General features: G+C 73.6%; 15 protein-coding genes. 12 read left to right on the top strand and 3 right to left on the bottom strand.

Annotation, left to right across the window (positions count from 1 at the left end; translation table 11 throughout):
- Positions 1–33: 33 nt before the first annotated feature.
- From ACCP09_RS27290 to ACCP09_RS27250, 9 genes are all read left to right on the top strand, one after another.
- Complete coding sequence (locus tag ACCP09_RS27290) at positions 34–795, top strand: DeoR/GlpR family DNA-binding transcription regulator (protein WP_378364120.1); 762 nt, start codon at positions 34–36, stop codon at positions 793–795.
- Positions 792–926 (top strand): hypothetical protein, encoded by a 135-nt coding sequence (locus ACCP09_RS27285; protein ID WP_433751435.1) that lies wholly within the window; start codon positions 792–794, stop codon positions 924–926. The genes ACCP09_RS27290 and ACCP09_RS27285 overlap by 4 nt, the downstream gene beginning before the upstream one ends.
- A complete protein-coding gene (pfkB, locus tag ACCP09_RS27280) occupies positions 923–1,864 on the top strand; it encodes a 1-phosphofructokinase (protein ID WP_433751433.1) in 942 nt (313 codons plus the stop codon). Before ACCP09_RS27285 ends, pfkB begins: the two co-directional genes overlap by 4 nt.
- 5 nt (positions 1,865–1,869) lie before the next feature.
- Entirely contained in the window at positions 1,870–2,322 is a 453-nt protein-coding gene (locus ACCP09_RS27275) for a PTS sugar transporter subunit IIA (RefSeq protein ID WP_027935010.1), read from the top strand.
- On the top strand, positions 2,319–3,803 hold the full coding sequence (locus tag ACCP09_RS27270; protein ID WP_433751430.1) for a PTS fructose transporter subunit IIC: 1,485 nt from the start codon (positions 2,319–2,321) through the stop codon (positions 3,801–3,803). The genes ACCP09_RS27275 and ACCP09_RS27270 overlap by 4 nt, the downstream gene beginning before the upstream one ends.
- A gap of 18 nt (positions 3,804–3,821) precedes the next feature.
- A complete protein-coding gene (locus ACCP09_RS27265; protein ID WP_017983790.1) occupies positions 3,822–4,088 on the top strand; it encodes an HPr family phosphocarrier protein in 267 nt (88 codons plus the stop codon).
- On the top strand, positions 4,081–5,754 hold the full coding sequence (gene ptsP / locus ACCP09_RS27260) for a phosphoenolpyruvate--protein phosphotransferase (protein WP_433751428.1): 1,674 nt from the start codon (positions 4,081–4,083) through the stop codon (positions 5,752–5,754). The genes ACCP09_RS27265 and ptsP overlap by 8 nt, the downstream gene beginning before the upstream one ends.
- 62 nt (positions 5,755–5,816) lie before the next feature.
- On the top strand, positions 5,817–6,647 hold the full coding sequence (locus tag ACCP09_RS27255) for an LLM class F420-dependent oxidoreductase (RefSeq protein WP_433751426.1): 831 nt from the start codon (positions 5,817–5,819) through the stop codon (positions 6,645–6,647).
- Positions 6,644–7,453 (top strand): LLM class F420-dependent oxidoreductase, encoded by an 810-nt coding sequence (locus tag ACCP09_RS27250; protein WP_433751424.1) that lies wholly within the window; start codon positions 6,644–6,646, stop codon positions 7,451–7,453. Before ACCP09_RS27255 ends, ACCP09_RS27250 begins: the two co-directional genes overlap by 4 nt.
- On the opposite strand, the gene ACCP09_RS27245 is transcribed toward ACCP09_RS27250, so the two are convergent.
- On the bottom strand, positions 7,446–8,387 hold the full coding sequence (locus tag ACCP09_RS27245) for a hypothetical protein (RefSeq protein ID WP_433751423.1): 942 nt from the start codon (positions 8,385–8,387) through the stop codon (positions 7,446–7,448). The genes ACCP09_RS27250 and ACCP09_RS27245 overlap by 8 nt on opposite strands.
- Positions 8,388–8,515: 128 nt before the next feature.
- Entirely contained in the window at positions 8,516–9,151 is a 636-nt protein-coding gene (kstR, locus tag ACCP09_RS27240; protein ID WP_433751421.1) for a cholesterol catabolism transcriptional regulator KstR, read from the bottom strand.
- A gap of 117 nt (positions 9,152–9,268) precedes the next feature.
- Between kstR and ACCP09_RS27235 the strand changes: the two genes are divergently transcribed.
- Entirely contained in the window at positions 9,269–11,263 is a 1,995-nt protein-coding gene (locus ACCP09_RS27235; RefSeq protein ID WP_433751419.1) for an acyl-CoA dehydrogenase family protein, read from the top strand.
- A 23-nt stretch (positions 11,264–11,286) separates the two neighbouring features.
- Positions 11,287–13,938 (top strand): DEAD/DEAH box helicase, encoded by a 2,652-nt coding sequence (locus tag ACCP09_RS27230; RefSeq protein WP_433751417.1) that lies wholly within the window; start codon positions 11,287–11,289, stop codon positions 13,936–13,938.
- A 143-nt stretch (positions 13,939–14,081) separates the two neighbouring features.
- Here the strand turns inward: ACCP09_RS27230 and ACCP09_RS27225 are convergent, their stop codons facing one another.
- Entirely contained in the window at positions 14,082–15,326 is a 1,245-nt protein-coding gene (locus tag ACCP09_RS27225) for an alpha/beta hydrolase (protein WP_433751415.1), read from the bottom strand.
- Between the two features lie 38 nt (positions 15,327–15,364).
- Here ACCP09_RS27225 and ACCP09_RS27220 point away from each other — a divergent pair, with 38 nt between their 5' ends.
- Positions 15,365–16,762: a WS/DGAT/MGAT family O-acyltransferase gene (locus ACCP09_RS27220; protein WP_123685520.1), complete on the top strand. Its 1,398-nt coding sequence runs from the start codon at positions 15,365–15,367 to the stop codon at positions 16,760–16,762.
- Position 16,763 lies beyond the last annotated feature (1 nt).

The following is a 16,763-nucleotide window of genomic DNA, read 5'->3' as shown; positions in this document are numbered from 1 at the left end:
AACAAAGCAACACGGCGACGGCAAGGAAGCCACATGTACGCAGAGGAGCGTCAGCAGCAGATCGTCGAGCGGGCCCGCAGTCTGGGCCGCGTCGACGTGTCCTGGCTCGCCGCGAACTTCGCGGTCACCACGGAGACCGTGCGGCGTGATCTGACGGTGCTGGAGCGCCAGGGGGTGCTGCGCCGGGTGCACGGCGGGGCCATCCCGGTCGAGCGGCTCGGGTTCGAGCCCGGCCTGGCCGACCGGGACGCCGTGATGACGGCCGAGAAGGAGCGCATCGCCAAGGCCGCCCTCGCCGAGGTGCCCGACGAGGGCGCGATCCTCCTCGACGCGGGCACCACCACTGCCCGGCTCGCCGAGATCCTGCCGTCCGACCGGGAGCTGACGGTGGTGACCAACGCCGTGTCGGTCGTCCCGCAGCTGGCGCTCCGCCCGCAGCTCACCGTGCTGCTGCTGGGCGGCCGGGTCCGCGGCCGCACGCTCGCCGCGGTGGAGGACTGGACGCTGCGCGCGCTCGCCGACACCTTCGTCGACGTCGCCTTCGTCGGCACCAACGGCATCTCCGCCGAGCGCGGGCTCACCACGCCCGACATCGGGGAGGCGGCGGTCAAGCGCGCGATGATCCGCGCCGCCCGCCGCACGGTTGTGCTCGCCGACCACACCAAGGTCGGCAACGACTGCCTCGCCCGCTTCGGCGAGCTGTCCGAAGTGGACAAGTTCGTGACCGACACGGGCCTGGACGACGGTCTTGCGGAGGAGCTACGCGCGGCGGGTCCCGAGGTGGTGCTGGCGTGATCGTCACCGCTATCCCCAACCCCAGCCTCGGCCACATGCTCGAGGTGAGTTCCCCGCGGCGGGGTGATGTCCTGCGCGCCGGGGCAGCGGAGGAGCGGCGTCCGGCCGTCGCGAGGGTGGTGGCGGCGTGATTGTCACCGTCACCCCCAACCCCAGCCTCGACCACACCGTCGAGGTGGATGCCCTGCGGCGCGGGGAAGTCCTGCGCGCCGGACCGTCCCGGTTGGACCCCGGCGGGAAGGGCGTCAACGTCGCGCGGGCGCTGGCCGCGCACGGCCGCAAGACCGCGGCCGTCCTGTTCGCCGGCGGCGCCGACGGGCGGCGGCTCACCGAACTGCTCGACGAGCAGGGGGTCGCGGTCCGGCAGGTGCCCATCGACGGCGTCACCCGCACCAACATCACCCTCGCCGAGCCGGACGGCGTGGTCACCAAGCTCAACCTGCCCGGCCCGCTGTGCTCCGACGGTGACGCGGAAGCGTTGCTGCAGGCGGCCCTCGCCGCGTGCGAGGACGGCACGGTCTGGCTCGCCGGTTGTGGCAGCCTGCCGCCGGGCGCGCCGCGGGACACCTACGCCCGGTTGGTCCGGCGCGGTCACGAGGCCGGGTTGCGCGTCGCGGTCGACTCGTCCGGCTCGGCGCTCGACCGGTCCCTCGCCGAGGGTCCGGACCTGGTCAAACCCAACCGGGAGGAGCTGGCCGCCTGCGCCGGGATGCCGGTGCGCACGCTCGGCGACGCCGTCGTGGCGGCCGGAGTCCTGCGGTCGCGCGGCGCCCGAGCAGTCCTGGCCAGTCTCGGGCCCGACGGCGCGGTGCTCGTCGACGACGGCGCCGCCCTGCACGGGGAGGCGCCCGTCCCGGTCGCGCGCAGCACCGTCGGCGCCGGTGACGCGCTGCTCGCGGGTTTCCTCGCCTCGGGCGGCGCCGGCCGGGACGCCCTCGCCAGGGCGCTGGCCTGGGGCGCCGCCGCCGCGGCGCTACCCGGCAGCCGGATGCCCGCACCCGCCGATGTCGCCCGCATCGGCGTCACGATCCACCCTTCGGTCGACGCCGACCGAGAACTCAAGGAGTGATACCGATGGCCGAACTCATCACCGCCGATCTGGTCGACCTCGACGTCCCCGGCACCGACCGCGCCGAGGTCACCGCCGGGCTCGCGCGACGGCTCGTCGCCGCAGGCCGGGTCACCGACCTGGACGGCTTCCTCGCCGACATCCGCAAGCGCGAGGAGCAGATGCCGACCGGCATCGAGGGCGGCATCGGCATCCCGCACGCCCGCTCGGCGTTCGTCACCGAACCGACGCTGGCGTTCGGCCGGTCCGCCGCCGGGGTCGACTTCGGCGCCTCCGACGGCCCGGCCCGCCTGATCTTCCTCATCGCCGCGCCGGAGGGCGGCGGCGAGGAGCACATGACCATCCTCGCCCAGCTCGCCCGGCGCCTCGTCCACCAGTCGTTCCGCCAGTCGCTGCTCGACGCGCCCGACGCGGACGCGGTCGTCCAGCTCGTCCGCGAGGAGGTGCTCGGACGATGAAGTTCGTGGCAGTCACGTCATGCCCGACCGGGATCGCGCACACCTACATGGCCGCCGAGGCCCTGGAGCAGGCCGCGAAGGCCGCCGGGCACGAGATGACCGTGGAAACGCAGGGCGCGGCCGGGTCCGCGCCGCTCGACGCAGCCCGGATCGCCGAGGCCGACGCGGTGGTCTTCGCCGCGGACGTCGACGTCCGGGACCGGGAGCGGTTCGCGGGCAAGCCGACGGTCACGGCCGGGGTCAAGGCCGCCATCAACGACGGCGCCGGCCTGATCGCGCAGGCCGTCAAGGCGGCCGAGGAGGGCGCGGCCCCAGTCGCGCCGTCCGCGCCCGAGCTGGCGTCCAAGGTGGACGGTTCCGCGGGCGTCGGCACCCGGTTGCGCCAGTGGCTGATGACCGGCGTGTCCTACATGATCCCCTTCGTCGCGGCGGGCGGGATCCTCATCGCCCTGTCGTTCCTGATCGGCGGCCCGGAGGTCGCGGCCAAGGTCGGCGGCGGCGACTTCCAGGGCGTCACCTACCCGGGCATCGAGAACGTGTCCGACCTGATGAGCCAGGCCGGGATCGCCGGGGTGCTGTTCAAGATCGGGTCGCTGGCGTTCGAGATGCTCGTGCCGATCCTGTCCGGGTTCATCGCGTTCGGCATGGCCGACCGGCCGGGGATCGCGCCCGGCATCGTGGGCGGCCTGCTCGCCACCGCGACCGGCGCCGGGTTCCTCGGCGGTCTCGTGTCCGGTCTGCTGGCCGGTGCGGTCACGCTGGGCCTGAAGAAGCTGAAGGTGCCGCGCGGGGTGGCCGGGGTGATGCCCGTCGTGGTGATCCCGCTGGTGTCCACGCTGGTCGTCGGGTTCCTCATGGTCGTCGTGGTGGGCGAGCCGATCGCGGCCGCGCAGACCGGCCTGAGCGACTGGCTGTCCGGCCTGTCCGGCGGCAGCGCGTGGGTGCTCGGCGCCCTCCTCGGCCTGATGATGGCCTTCGACATGGGCGGCCCGGTGAACAAGGTGGCCTACACCTTCGGCCTGGCCGCGCTCGCCAGCGGCAACTACGTGATCATGGCCGCGGTGATGGCGGCCGGCATGACGCCGCCGCTCGGGCTGGCGCTGGCCACCCTGGTGCGCCGCAACCGGTTCACCCCGGCGGAGCGGCAGGCGGGCCAGGCCGGCTGGCTGCTCGGGCTGTCGTTCATCACCGAGGGCGCGATCCCGTTCGCCGCGGGCGACCCGTTCCGGATCATCCCGTCGCTGATGGTCGGCAGCGCCACCACCGGTGCGCTGGTCGCGGCCTTCGGCGCCACCTCGCCGGCCCCGCACGGCGGCATCTGGGTGGTCGGGCTCATCGGCAACCCGCTGCTGTTCCTGCTCGCCGTCGCGATCGGCACGCTCGTCACCTGCGGGTGCGTGCTGCTCGCCAAGAGCGTCGGCCGCGACCGCGCGCCCGCCGCGGCCACCCCCGAAACGTCCACCCAGGCCGTCGCGGCCTGACGCCCGAGGAGAACTGCCATGCCGGAACGCCGTGTCGTCGTCGGGTCCACCGTGGGCCTGCACGCCCGTCCCGCCGCCCTGTTCGTCAAGGCCGCCGCCGCGCAGCCGGTGCCGGTGAGCATCGGCAAGGACGGCGCCGACCCCGTCGACGCCCGCAGCATCCTGTCCGTGCTCGGCCTCGGCGCCCGGGGCGGGGACGAGGTCGTGCTCAGCGCCGACGGTCCGCAGGCCGAGCAGGCGCTCGACGAGCTGGCCGCGATCGTGGCGGCGAACCACGATGGGTGAGGTAGTCCTCCGCCCGGTGACCGGGATCGGCGTCAGCTCGGGTGTCGCGCACGGCCCGGTCGCCCGGCTGGCCGAACCGCCGCGGCTGCCGGAGGCGGACGCGCCGGAAGCCGACGTGCCTGCCGCTGTGGAGCGGGCGCGCGTGGCGCTGGCCGAGGTGGCCGCGTTTCTCGACGAACGCTCCGCCCAGGCCGGTGGTGCGGCCGCGGACGTCCTGCTGGCGCAGTCGATGATGGTCGCCGATCCCGCGCTGGTGGACCGGATCCGGGCGCGCCTGGAGGACGGACGGGGCTTGGCGCACGCGGTCGCCGACGCGTTCGCCGGGTTCCGTGACGTGCTCACCGCGGCAGGCGGTTACCTCGCCGAGCGGGCCGCCGACGTCGACGACCTGCGGGACCGCACCGTGGCGCGGATCCTCGGCGTCCCCATGCCCGGCGTGCCCGACCCGGGACACCCGTTCGTCCTGGTCGCACGGGACCTCGCGCCCGCCGACACGGCCGTCCTCGACGCCGGGCGGGTGCGGGCGATCGTGACCGAGCTGGGCGGCCCCACCAGCCACACCGCGATCCTGGCGAAGTCGCTGGGCATCCCGGCGGTGGTCGCGTGTGCCGGCGCGGCGTCGCTGACCGACGGGACGCCGGTGCTCGTCCGCGGCGCGACGGGGGAGGTGGTCGTCGACCCGGCGGCCTCGCTCGTCGAGGCGGCGGAGGCCGAGGCGGCCGAACAGGCTGCCGCGCTGGCGGCCTCCAGCGGCCCTGGCCGGACCGCGGACGGCGTTCCGGTGGCGTTGCTGGTGAACGTCGGGGCGGCCCGTGACCTCGCGGCCGCGGCAGCGGCCGACTCGGAGGGCGTGGGCCTGCTGCGCACCGAGTTCCTGTACCTGGACCGGGCCGACGAGCCGTCGGTCGAGGAGCAGCGCCGAAGCTACGCCGAGGTGTTCCAGGCGTTCGGCGGTCGCAAGGTCGTGGTGCGCACGCTCGACGCGGGCGCGGACAAGCCGCTCGCGTTCGTCGACCACGGTGACGAGCCCAATCCGGCGCTCGGTGTGCGCGGTTTGCGACTGGCCCGGCGGCACCCGCGGATGCTGGCGGACCAGCTGACCGCGATCGCCGCCGCCCGCGACGGCAGCACGGCCGAGGTGTGGGTGATGGCGCCGATGGTGTCCACGCCGGCGGAGGCCGCGGAATTCGCCGGCGCCGCCCGCGCGCACGGGCTTCCGGTCGCCGGGACGATGGTCGAGGTGCCCGCGGCCGCGCTGCGGGCAGGCGCGATCCTCGGCGCCTGCGATTTCGTCAGCATCGGCACCAACGACCTCGGCCAGTACACGTTCGCGGCCGACCGGATGGCCGGTGAGCTGGCCGACCTGCTCGACCCGTGGCAGCCCGCGCTCCTCGAGCTGGTCCGCGCCACCGGCGCGGCAGGCACGGCGGCGGGCAAGCCCGTCGGGGTCTGCGGCGAGGCGGCGAGCGATCCGCTGCTGGCGCTGGTGCTGGTGGGCCTCGGGGTGACGAGCCTGTCGATGGCGCCGTCCGCGCTGCCCGCCGTCCGCGTCGCGCTCGCGGCCCACACCGCCGCCGAATGCGCGGAGCTCGCGCAGCTCGCCCTGTCCGCCCCGGACGCGGCGAGCGCCCGCGAGCGGGTCGCCGCCGCGGTCGGCGCCGGGTGAGGCCCGGCGGCACCCGGCGCGAGCGGGAATAGCGCGCCCTGGTCCGGGAGTTACGTCGGAGCATGAAGTTCGGGATCTCGACGTTCATCACCGACGAAGGCATCCGGCCGGGCGCGCTCGGCCGCGCGCTGGAGGAGCGCGGGTTCGACTCGCTGCTGCTCGCCGAGCATTCGCACATCCCGGTCAGCCGGGAGAGCCCCTACCCCGGCGGCGGTGAGCTGCCCCGCGTCTACTACCGCACGCTGGACCCGTTCATCGCGCTGACCGCGGCCGCGGCGGAGACCCGCGACCTGCTGCTCTTCACCGGTGTCGCCCTGCTGGTGCAGCGCGATGTCATCCACACCGCCAAGGAGGTCGCGAGCCTCGACCTGCTGTCCGGCGGCCGCGTCGCCTTCGGGGTCGGCGTGGGCTGGAACCGCGAGGAGATGCGCAACCACGGCACCGAGCCGCGCACCCGCGGCGCCCTGATCGACGAGCAGATCCACGCGCTCAAGGCGATCTGGACGCAGGACGAGGCCGAGTTCCACGGCAAGCACGTCGACTTCGACCCGATCTGGCAGTGGCCCAAGCCGGTGCAGCGCCCGCACCCGCCGATCTACGTGGGCGGCGAGAGCGAGGCGGCACTCACCCGGCTCCTCAATCACGCCGACGGCTGGATGCCGCGGTCGCACACCCCGCCTGCGGAGATCAAGCGCGTCCGCGCCTGGCTGGCCGAGCAGGGCCGCCCCGACGTCCCGTTCACCGTCTTCGGCGCGGGCCGCAGCGAGGAGGCGCTGGCCGGGTACGCCGAGGCCGGGGTGGAGCGCGTGACGTTCATGCTCGGCACCCGCCCCGAATCGGAGACGCTCACCAAGCTCGACGAGCTCGCCGCCCTCGCGGAGGGCTACCGGTGAAGCTGGGCATTTCGACGTTCGTCACCGACGAGAGCGCGCGGGCGGACGTCCTGGCGAAGGCGGTCGAGGAGCGCGGGTTCGACACCCTGTTCGTGGCCGAGCACTCGCACATCCCGGTCAGCCGCGAAACCCGGTACCCGGCCGGCGGCGAGATGGCGCGGGCCTACTACCGGGCGCTCGACCCGTTCGTCGCGCTGGTCGCGGCGGCCGCCGCGACCACGACGCTCAAGCTGGGCACCGGCATCGCCCTGCTGATCCAGCGGGACGTCCTGCACACCGCGAAGTCCGTCGCGAGCCTCGACCTGTTGTCCGGCGGGCGTTTCCTGTTCGGCGTGGGCGTCGGCTGGAACCGCGAGGAGATGCGCAACCACGGCACCGACCCGCGCACCCGTGGCGCGCTGCTGGACGAACAGATCCAGGCACTCCGGACATTGTGGACGAACGACGAGGCCGAGTTCCACGGCGTGCACGTGGATTTCGACCCGGTGTTCCAGTGGCCCAAGCCGGCGCGGGAGGTGCCGGTCTACATCGGCGGCAACAGCACCGCCGCGCTGGACCGCGCGAAGCGGCTGGACGCGGGCTGGCTCCCCAACGCCCTGCGCGATCCGGAAGCGGCCGCGGCACAGGTGGCGCAGGCCGGATCGGTTCCGGTGACCGCGACGTCCGCGCCACCGGACCCGGCGCTGCTCGACGCCTACGCCGAGGCCGGGGCCGAGCGCGTCACGCTGGGCCTGCCGGCCGCGTCGGAGGGCGACACGCTGCGCCGTCTCGACGCGCTGGCCGCGCTCGTGCCGCGCGTCAGCTGACCAGCGGCTGCAGGGCTGCGGTGCCGGCGGTGAGCGCCGACGGCAGGGTCCGGTAGTAGCGGGACGGCGCCGAGGTCAGGACGATCACGATGTACCTGGCGTCGGCGCCGAGCAGGCCCGTCGTGTTGTACACCGCCTGCGAACCGCTGGTGCCCCAGCCCTGCTTGATCGCCCACGTCGTGCCGGGCAGCCCGTCCGGGATGCCGAAGTACTGGTCCGTGCCGTCCGAGCCGTGTTCGGAGGCGTGGTACATCGCGTTGTAGAGCAGGTCGCGGCTGGCCTGTGGCAGTTCGTCCTCGATGTAGTTGTAGACCTTGACCATGTCCGCGGCGGTGATCTTCGTCGATCCCCACTGGCCCGCCGACGACGGTGGCTCGGTGCCGGTCAGCCCGATCAGCCTGGCCATCCGGGTCACGATGGCGGTGCCGCCGTGCGCGACCCACAGGCTGCTGGCGATGCCGTCGTCGCTGGCGGTGATCATCCTGGTCAGCTGGGTCTGCGTGCTGCTCGCCGGCAGGCCCCACCCGTTCTCCCGCAGCACGTCCAGCGCGATCAGCAGCTTCACCACGGACATCGAGTAGAACTGCTGGTCGGCGTTGAGCTGCGTCAGGACGACGCCGGTCTGCCGGTCGTACACCTCGACCCCGACCTCGGCGCTCGCCACCTTCGTCCGCGCGAGGTCCTGCACCCGCTGGGCGACGGTGTCGTCCTCGGCCGGGGCCGGCGGGGTGTCGGCGGCCGGCGCCGGGTCGGACTCGGTGGCGGGTGGTGGCGACGGCTCCGGGGTCGTCGTCGACGCCACCGGGGCGCTCACCTGCACGACTTCGCTCGCCGAAGACGCCCGCGGCTGGTGCTGGACCGTGAAGATAAGCATGGTCACGGCGCCGAACACCGCGGCCGGGAGCACGACCTTGCCGGCCGTCCTGCTTCTCATGACCACACAAACGCGGCCATGATCGCGGCTTGTTGCAGCCCGATCCCGGATTTCCGTGATCTACAGGGAACTCACAGCCGGCTGCCAGGGAGTTCCCAACTGCCGCGACGGATCGCGACCGATCGGTATCAGCGCGCGTTGTCCAGCAGCAGGTGCACCGACAGCTCCAGCCGGTTCGCGACGTCGGCGGCGGACGCGCGGCGGGTGACCCACGCGACCAGGTTCGCCATCCACACGTCGGCGATGAGGTGGAAGACCGCGCGGTCGTGCTCGGTCGGCTCCTCGATGCCCATGGCGCGCGCGAACATGCTCTCCAGCAGCCGCCCGACCTGCTCGACCTCGGCGGCGGCCGTGGTGTCGGCGAACATGAACGCCCGGACCATCGCCTCGGTCAGGTGCGGGTCGCGCTGCATCAGCCGGGTGTTGCGGCTGAGCACGAAGATGAGCCGCTCGCTCGGCGTGTCGCCCGGGATGCTCGTCCGCTGCAGCTTCTCGTGCGCGCGTTCGAACTCCCTGGCCAGGCCGGAGACCAGCAGGTGGATCTTCGACGGGAAGTAGCGGTAGAGGGTGCCCAGTGCGACGTCGGCCTTCTCGGCCACGGCCCGCATCTGGACGGCGTCGTACCCGCCCTTGGACGCCAGTGCCAGTGTCGCGTCGATGATGCGCCGTCGCCGGTCCCGCTGCGCGGCGGAACCGAGCTCGTCGCTGGACAACGCGCTCATCCCGTTCTTCGGTTGGGTGGACGTCTTCGCTTTGGCGGCCATCGGCACCTGCTCCGGAACTTGTTTCAGTTTCACTGCACAGCTTACCGGTCCGCCTCCTGATCTCGCGCATCGAGTGGATCTGGCCACAAAACTGAAACACGTTCTATAGTGAGTCGCATGTCAGTCCTCACCGCGGAGCAGCGCGCGCTCGCTGGGACGATCCGCTCCGGCGCCAGGAGCCGGGACGACCTGACCGCCATCGGCGTGTTCGGCATCGGGGTGCCGGAGGACCTGGGCGGCGCGGGCGGGACGGTCGCCGACGCCGCGGTGGCCGTCGAGGAGGCCGCGGCCGCGCTCGTGCCGGGACCGGTGCTCGGGACCGTGCTGGCGGCGCTGGTGCTGGGGCGCCGTGGCGGATCGCCGGTGGCGAAGGAGCTGCTCCCGGCGTTCGCGGACGGCTCGGCGAGCGCGGGCGTGGCGCTGTCGCCGGACGGGCCGGTGCTCGACGCGGACGCCACCCACGTCCTGGTGGCCGACGGCGCCACGTGGAGCGTGCGCGAGCGCGGGGCGGAAACCGTCGAGTCGTTCGACCTGTCCCGCTCCTACGGCCGGCTGCGGGACGGTGACGGCACCGTGTTCGAGGGCGCTGAGCTGCGGGTTTTCGCGGCGACGCTGGCCGCGGCGGAGGCGGCCGGGATCGCGCGCTGGTGCGTGGCGACGGCGTCGGAGCACGCGAAGGTGCGCGAACAGTTCGGCCGGCCGATCGGGTCGTTCCAGGCGGTCAAGCACCTGTGCGCGGAGATGCTGTGCCGGGCCGAACTGGCCGGGGCACTGGCGTGGGACGCGGCGCGGGCCGCCGGCGAGACGCCGGAGCAGCACGAGTTCGCCGCGTCGGTGGCGGCCGCCGGGGCGCTGGACGCGGCGGTGGACACCGCCAAGGACTGCATCCAGGTCCTCGGCGGGATCGGGTTCACCTGGGAGCACGACGCGCACCGGTACCTGCGCCGCGCGGTGGCGTTGCGGCAGTGGCTGGGCGGTTCGGCCGCGTGGCGCCGCTCGGCGGCGTCGCTCGCGCTGGCGGGGGTGCGGCGCGAGCTGGGGGTCGACCTGTCCGAGCACTTCGACCCGGCCGTGCGGGCGACGGTGGCGGAGATCGCCGCGCTGCCCGAGGGGAAGCGCCGGGAGCGGCTGGCGACGAGTGGCTACCTGATGCCGCACTGGCCCGCGCCCTACGGGCTGGACGCGACACCGGCGCAGCAACTGGTGATCGACGCCGAACTGGCCCGCGCCGGGGTGGCGCGGCCCGATCTGGTGATCGGCGCCTGGGCGGTGCCGACCATCCTGGAGCACGGCACGGACGAGCAGCGGCGGCGGTTCGTGATGCCGACCCTGCGCGGCGAGCTGACCTGGTGCCAGTTGTTCAGCGAGCCAGGGGCCGGCTCCGACCTGGCGTCGCTGCGGACGCGGGCGACCGAAGTGGACGGTGGGTTCGTGTTGTCCGGGCAGAAGGTCTGGACGTCGCTCGCTCAGGAGGCGGACTGGGCGATCTGCCTCGCGCGCACCGATCCGGACGCGCCCAAGCACCAGGGCATCACCTACTTCCTGGTCGACATGTCGTCACCAGGCATCGACGTCCGCCCACTGCGGGAGATCACCGGGGTCGAGCGGTTCAACGAGGTCTTCCTGGACGAGGTGTTCGTGCCCTCGGCGAACGTGGTCGGCGAGGTGAACGGCGGCTGGCGCCTGGCCAGGACGACGCTGGCGAACGAACGCGTGGCGATGAGCGGCGGTTCGTCGGTCGGGGAGGCGGTGGAGTCGCTGCTGGCGGCGGTGCGTGAGCCGGATCCGGCGGTGCTGGAACGGCTCGGTGCGCTGGTGGTGGAGGGTTCGGCGTGCGCGCTGCTCGACCTGCGCTCGACACTGCGGCGGCTGGCCGGGCAGGACCCGGGGGCGGAGTCGAGCGTGCGGAAGCTGATCGGCGTGCGGCACCGGCAGGCCGCGGCGGAGGCGGCGCTGGAACTGCTCGGCCCGCCGGGTGTCCTGGTGACGGACGAGACGGCGGCGGCGCAACACGAGTTCCTGCTGACACGCTGCCTGAGCATCGCCGGCGGCACGACCCAGATCCTGCTGTCGGTGGCGGCGGAACGCCTGCTGGGGCTGCCGCGCTCCTGAAACTGTCGGTGGCCCCGCCTAGGGTGATCACCGTGGAATGGACCGAGACGACCAGGGCGATCTTCGTGCCCTCGGACCCGCCCCGGGACGGCGTGCTCGCCGTCTGGGGCGACGAGCCGGGGCCGACACCGGTCGAGCTCGTGCTGCCCGCAGGCGCCGGGAAGTCCTTCCGCCGCGCCAGGGTCGACGCGCACGTCCTCCCGTTGGCCGACGCCATCCCGCGCCTGCTCGCCGATCCCGGCCCCTCGCTCGGCGCCTGGTCCGCCGCTGTCTCCGCGGGCGTCGACCTCGTCGAGCGCGGCCGGTTCCTGCCCGCCGGATCATCGTCCGAAGTGGACTCCTGGCGCGCCGGGCCGCTCGAGGCCGCCGACGAGGAACTCCTGCGCGACCTGGCCGCCGCGCTGCCGCCCGAGGCGCACGCCCTCCCGCTGTCCGGCCTCAAACGCATCCGCCTGCACTCGCCGGAAACGCTCGTCCGCGCGCTCTGGGACGCCACCGCCGACGTGCTCGTCCGCGGCCCGGCCGGCGGGCTCGACGCGCGGCTCCAGCTCCGCGTGGAGGTGCGCGACACCGACGACGGCTTCGCGTTCGCCGGAGTTCTCGCCCTGCGCAGCTCCGCCGACCCCAGCCTGGTCGTCGACGCGGCCGAGTTGCGGGACGCGCCGGCCGCTGTCCGGCGCCGTTTCGGCGAGCAGGTCGAGGCCCAGCTGCTCATCGGTCTCCGGCGGGGCGCCCGCGCGTGGCCTCCGCTCGGCCGCGTGCTCGACGCGGCGGCCACCGGCGAGCTGCTCCTCGACGACGACGAGGTCGTGGAACTGCTCGACGGCGGGTCCGGCGCGCTCGCCGCCGCCGGCGTCGAGGTGCTGTGGCCGCGTGGCATGGCCGGCGAACCGGTGCGGGCCAAGGCGAGCGTCACGCCGTCGCCGGGCAGCGCGGGCGGGGCGGTGTTCCGGCTGACCGACCTGCTGCGGTTCCGCTGGCAGCTCAGCCTGGGCGGCGAAACCCTCACCGAGGCCGAGGTCACCGCGCTCGCCGAGGCCAAGCGACCACTGGTCCGGCTGCGCGGGCAGTGGGTGCGCGCCGACCCGTTCCTGTCCGCCCGTCTGCGCCGGGCGGGCCGCACGGTGACCGGCGCGCAGGCCCTGGCCGCGGCCCTCACCGGCGAGCTGGAGGTCGGCGACGAGCAGCTGGACTTCGCCGCCCCGCCCGCCCTCGACGGTCTCGTGGAGCGGCTGCGCGCGCCCGCCGGGCCGGTGGAGCCGGCCACCGACCTGCAGGCCACCCTGCGGCCCTACCAGCGCGCCGGGCTGTCCTGGCTGGCCCGGATGACCGAACTGGGGCTCGGCGGGATCCTCGCCGACGACATGGGCCTCGGCAAGACCATCCAGCTCATCGCGCTGCACCTGCACCGCCGGACGCTCCGGGCCGGGCCGACACTGGTGCTGTGCCCGACCTCGTTGCTCGGCAACTGGGAGCGCGAGTTCGCCCGGTTCGCGCCGAAGGTGCCGGTGCGGCGCTTCCACGGCGGGCGGCGGCACCTGGACGACCTGGAGCCGGACGAGGTCGTGCTCGCCACGTACGGGGTGCTGCGCCGCGACCGGGTCACACTGTCCGAAGTGGACTGGGGGCTGGTCGCGGCGGACGAGGCGCAGCACGTCAAGAACCCGCTGTCGGTGACGGCCAGGGAACTGCGGCGGATCCCGGCCGCGGCGCGGGTCGCGCTGACCGGCACGCCGGTCGAGAACCGGCTCACCGAGCTGTGGTCCATCCTGGACTGGACGACGCCCGGCCTGCTCGGCACGCTCGAGCACTTTCGCCGCACGATCGCGCGCCCGGTCGAACGCGACCGTGACGCCGGCAGCGTCGAGCGCCTCGCGGCGACGGTGCGGCCGTTCCTGTTGCGGCGGCGCAAGACCGACCCGGACATCGCGCCGGAGCTGCCGAGCAAGACCGAGACCGACCGGTACGTGCCGCTGACCGCCGAGCAGGCCACCCTGTACGAGGCGGTGGTGCGGGAGAACCTGGCGAAGATCCGCGAGTCGCGGGGCGTGCAGCGGCGCGGGCAGGTGCTCAAGCTGCTCACCGAGCTGAAGCAGATCTGCAACCACCCGGCGCAGTACCTCAAGGAGAGCGGGCCGGTCGCCGGGCGATCGGGCAAGCTCGCCGCGTTCGAGGAGCTGCTGGACGTGATCCTCGACGAGGGCGAGAGCGTGCTGGTGTTCAGCCAGTACGTGCAGCTGTGCCGGCTGCTGGAGACGCGGCTGACCGAGCGTGGGCTGCCGGTGCAGCTGCTGTCCGGCGCCGACCCGGCGCGGCAGCGGGACGAGATGGTGGCGCGGTTCCAGCGCGGTGACGCGCCGGTGTTCCTGCTGTCGCTCAAGGCCGGAGGCGTCGGGCTGAACCTCACCCGCGCCACCCACGTCATCCACTACGACCGGTGGTGGAACCCGGCGGTCGAGGACCAGGCGACCGACCGGGCGCACCGGATCGGGCAGGACCGGCCGGTGCAGGTCCACCGGCTCATCGCGGAGGGCACCCTGGAGGAGCGGATCGCCACGGTGCTCGCCGAGAAGCGCGGCTTGGCCGAAGCAGTGGTCGGCGCGGGGGAGGACTGGATCACCGACCTGACCGACGACGAGCTGACGGCGCTCGTGCGACTGGGACAGCCAGGATGACAACGGGCGACCCTGGGGGCGCGGGGAGTGAGGCGAGCGCCCGGCGCGGGGAGGGCTTGCCTACCAGGCGCACCCGCGCAAGACGATGTGCCGGTCATCCACGTTGGTTCGCGGTCGGCTGGTGCCGGCCGGGCGCTCCGAGATCACCCGCGCTTGTCGCGCAGCCAGCGGAGGTACGTCCAGTCCAGGAAGCGCTCCACGCCGCGCACCACGTGCGCCGACCGGATCGACGGGAACACGTCGAACGCGTGCTGCGCGCCCGGCAGTTCGGCGTACGCCACCGGCTGCTCCGAGGTCTCCCGCAGGCGGCGGACGAACTCCCGCGCCTCGCGGACCGGCACCAGCGAGTCGTGTGCCCCGTGGATCACGAAGAACGGCGGCGCCTTCTCGGTGATCCGGTCCAGCGGCGACGCGGCGATGTAGTCGTCCAGGAACCGCACCGGGTCCTTGCCCACCACGTACCTCGCCAGCAGCCCGTGCAGCCGCTGTTTGCTCGCCGTCGAACCGCTCGTCGCGGCGAAGTCGTACACGCCGTAGTGCGGGGCGCACGCCTGCACGGACGTGTCGGCGTCGGCGAAACCCGGCTGCAGGCCGGCGTCGTTCGGGGTCAGCGCCAGCAGCGCCGCCAGGTGACCGCCCGCCGAACCACCCGTCGCGGCGAGGAACGACGGATCACCCCCGTACTCATGAATGTGCTCGCGGATCCACGCCACTGCCCGCTTCACGCCGACGATGTGGTCCGGCCAGCGCGCCTTGGGCGACAGCGGGTAGTTCACCGCCACGCACACCCAGCCGCGCTGCGCCATGTGCAGCATCAGCGGGATGCCCTGGTGGTCCTTGCTGTCGATCATCCACGCGCCACCGTGGATCTGCAGCAGCACCGGCCGCCCCTCGACCGGCTCGCGCGGCCGGTAGATGTCCATCAGGAACCGCTTGCCGCCCGGCGCGTACGCCAGGTTGCGGTCCCGCCGCACGTCCGGGTTGCGCATCCGGAACGGCAGCACCAGCTGCCCCCACGGCGTCGCCAGGTCCTTCGCGTCCGGCGGGCGCGACAGGTCCGCCACGTACTTCGGCCCGAGCGCCTCGGCCAGCGCGTCCTCGACCGCGCCCTTGGCCCGCTGCGAGGTGACGATCAGCGACCCCAGCCCGGCGGCCGACGCCGCTGCCAGCCCCAGGCCGATCCGGTCCTGCACGGACCGCGCCCCGTGCCGCGCCAGGTGCGCCGCCGTGTCGGCCGCGGTCAGCGCGAGCAGGTGCGGCGCCAGCTCACCGGTCAGCCACCCGGCGAAGAACGCGGGCACCGAGGCGCGCACCCCCGGCACCGGGCGAAGGGCGTTCGCGGTCAGGGCGAGCTGGACCGCCCGCCGGGTGAGGAATCGCGGTCGCATACCCCGTGATCGTAGTCAGTTTCGCCTACCCTGGGAGGGTGCGACCGCTGTCTGGACTCGACGCCAGTTTCCTGTACCTGGAAACGTCTTCGCAGGTGCTGCACGTGTGCGGGCTGCTCACGCTGGACGGATCGACCATACCGGGCGGATATCGCTTCCCCGAGTTCAAGCGGCGGCTCGCCGAGCGCATCGCCGCGATCCCGGAGTTCCGCCGGAAACTGCACAATTCGCCGCTGAACTTCCTGCACCCGGTGTGGGTGGAGGACGAGGCGTTCGACATCGACCACCACCTGCACCGCGTCGCCGTCCCCGCGCCGGGCGACCGCGAGACGCTGGCCGAGCTGTGCGCCCACTTCGCCGGCCAGCCGCTCAACCGCGGCCGCCCGCTGTGGGAGCTGTACGTGATCGAGGGGCTGCCCGGCGACGGTGTCGCGGTGATGTTCAAGATGCACCACGCGACCGTCGACGGCGTCGGCGGCGCGAACCTGATCGCCTACCTGGCAGGCACCGAACCGGGTGAACTTCCGCCGCTGCCCGAGCCCGAACCCAACCTCGCGCCGCCCTCGCACCTCGAACTGCTCAAGACCAGCGTCGGCGAGCTGGCGCGGCGGCCGGTGGAGCTGGCGAAGCTGCTGCCCGGCCTGGCGAGCATGGCGCCCCGCTGGATCGGCCGCGCCCTGCGCCGCCAGGGCATGCCGGTGCCGTTCACCGCGCCGCGCACCTCGTTCAACTCCACCATCTCCAGCGTCCGCGCCATCGCCTACAGCACGGTCGAGCTGGACGACGTCAAGACCGTGAAGAACGCCTTCGGGGTGAAGGTGAACGACGTGGTCCTGGCGTTGTGCGCGGGCGCGCTGCGCCGCTACCTGGACGCGCGCGGCGAGCTGCCCAAGGACCCGCTGGTGGCGACCGTCCCGGTGTCGACGCTCGACCGCACCAGCCAGGAGGGCGACAGCAACAACAAGGTGTCCGCGTTCTTCGCGACCCTGCCCACCCACCTGCCGGAGGCCGCCGCCCGGGTCTACGCGGTCGCGGAGAGCAACCGCCAGGCCAAGGAGCACCACCACGAGATCGACGCGGACATGCTGCAGGACTGGGCCCAGTTCGCCGCGCCCGGCCTGTTCGGGCTCGCGGTGCGGGCCTACGCGGCGCTGCGGCTGGCCGACAAGCACCCGGTGGTGCACAACCTGGTCGTCTCCAACGTGCCCGGACCGCCGATGCCGCTGTACTTCGTCGGCGCGCGGGTGACGGCCTTCTACCCGCTCGGCCCGGTGTTCCACGGCGCCGGGTTGAACGTGACCGTGCTGTCCTACGCCGGGAAGGTTGACATCGGGCTCCTCGCGGCGCGAGAACTCGTTCCAGATCTGTGGGCGCTGGCCGATGCGATGCGGGACGAGATGAAGGAACTGCTGGACGCGGCCTCGGCCCTTGCCTGAA

This window comes from Amycolatopsis sp. 3B14 (genome assembly GCF_050958625.1).
GTDB classification, from domain to species: domain Bacteria; phylum Actinomycetota; class Actinomycetes; order Mycobacteriales; family Pseudonocardiaceae; genus Amycolatopsis_E; species Amycolatopsis_E thermoflava.
This window is presented reverse-complemented; position numbering and strand designations above follow the sequence as displayed.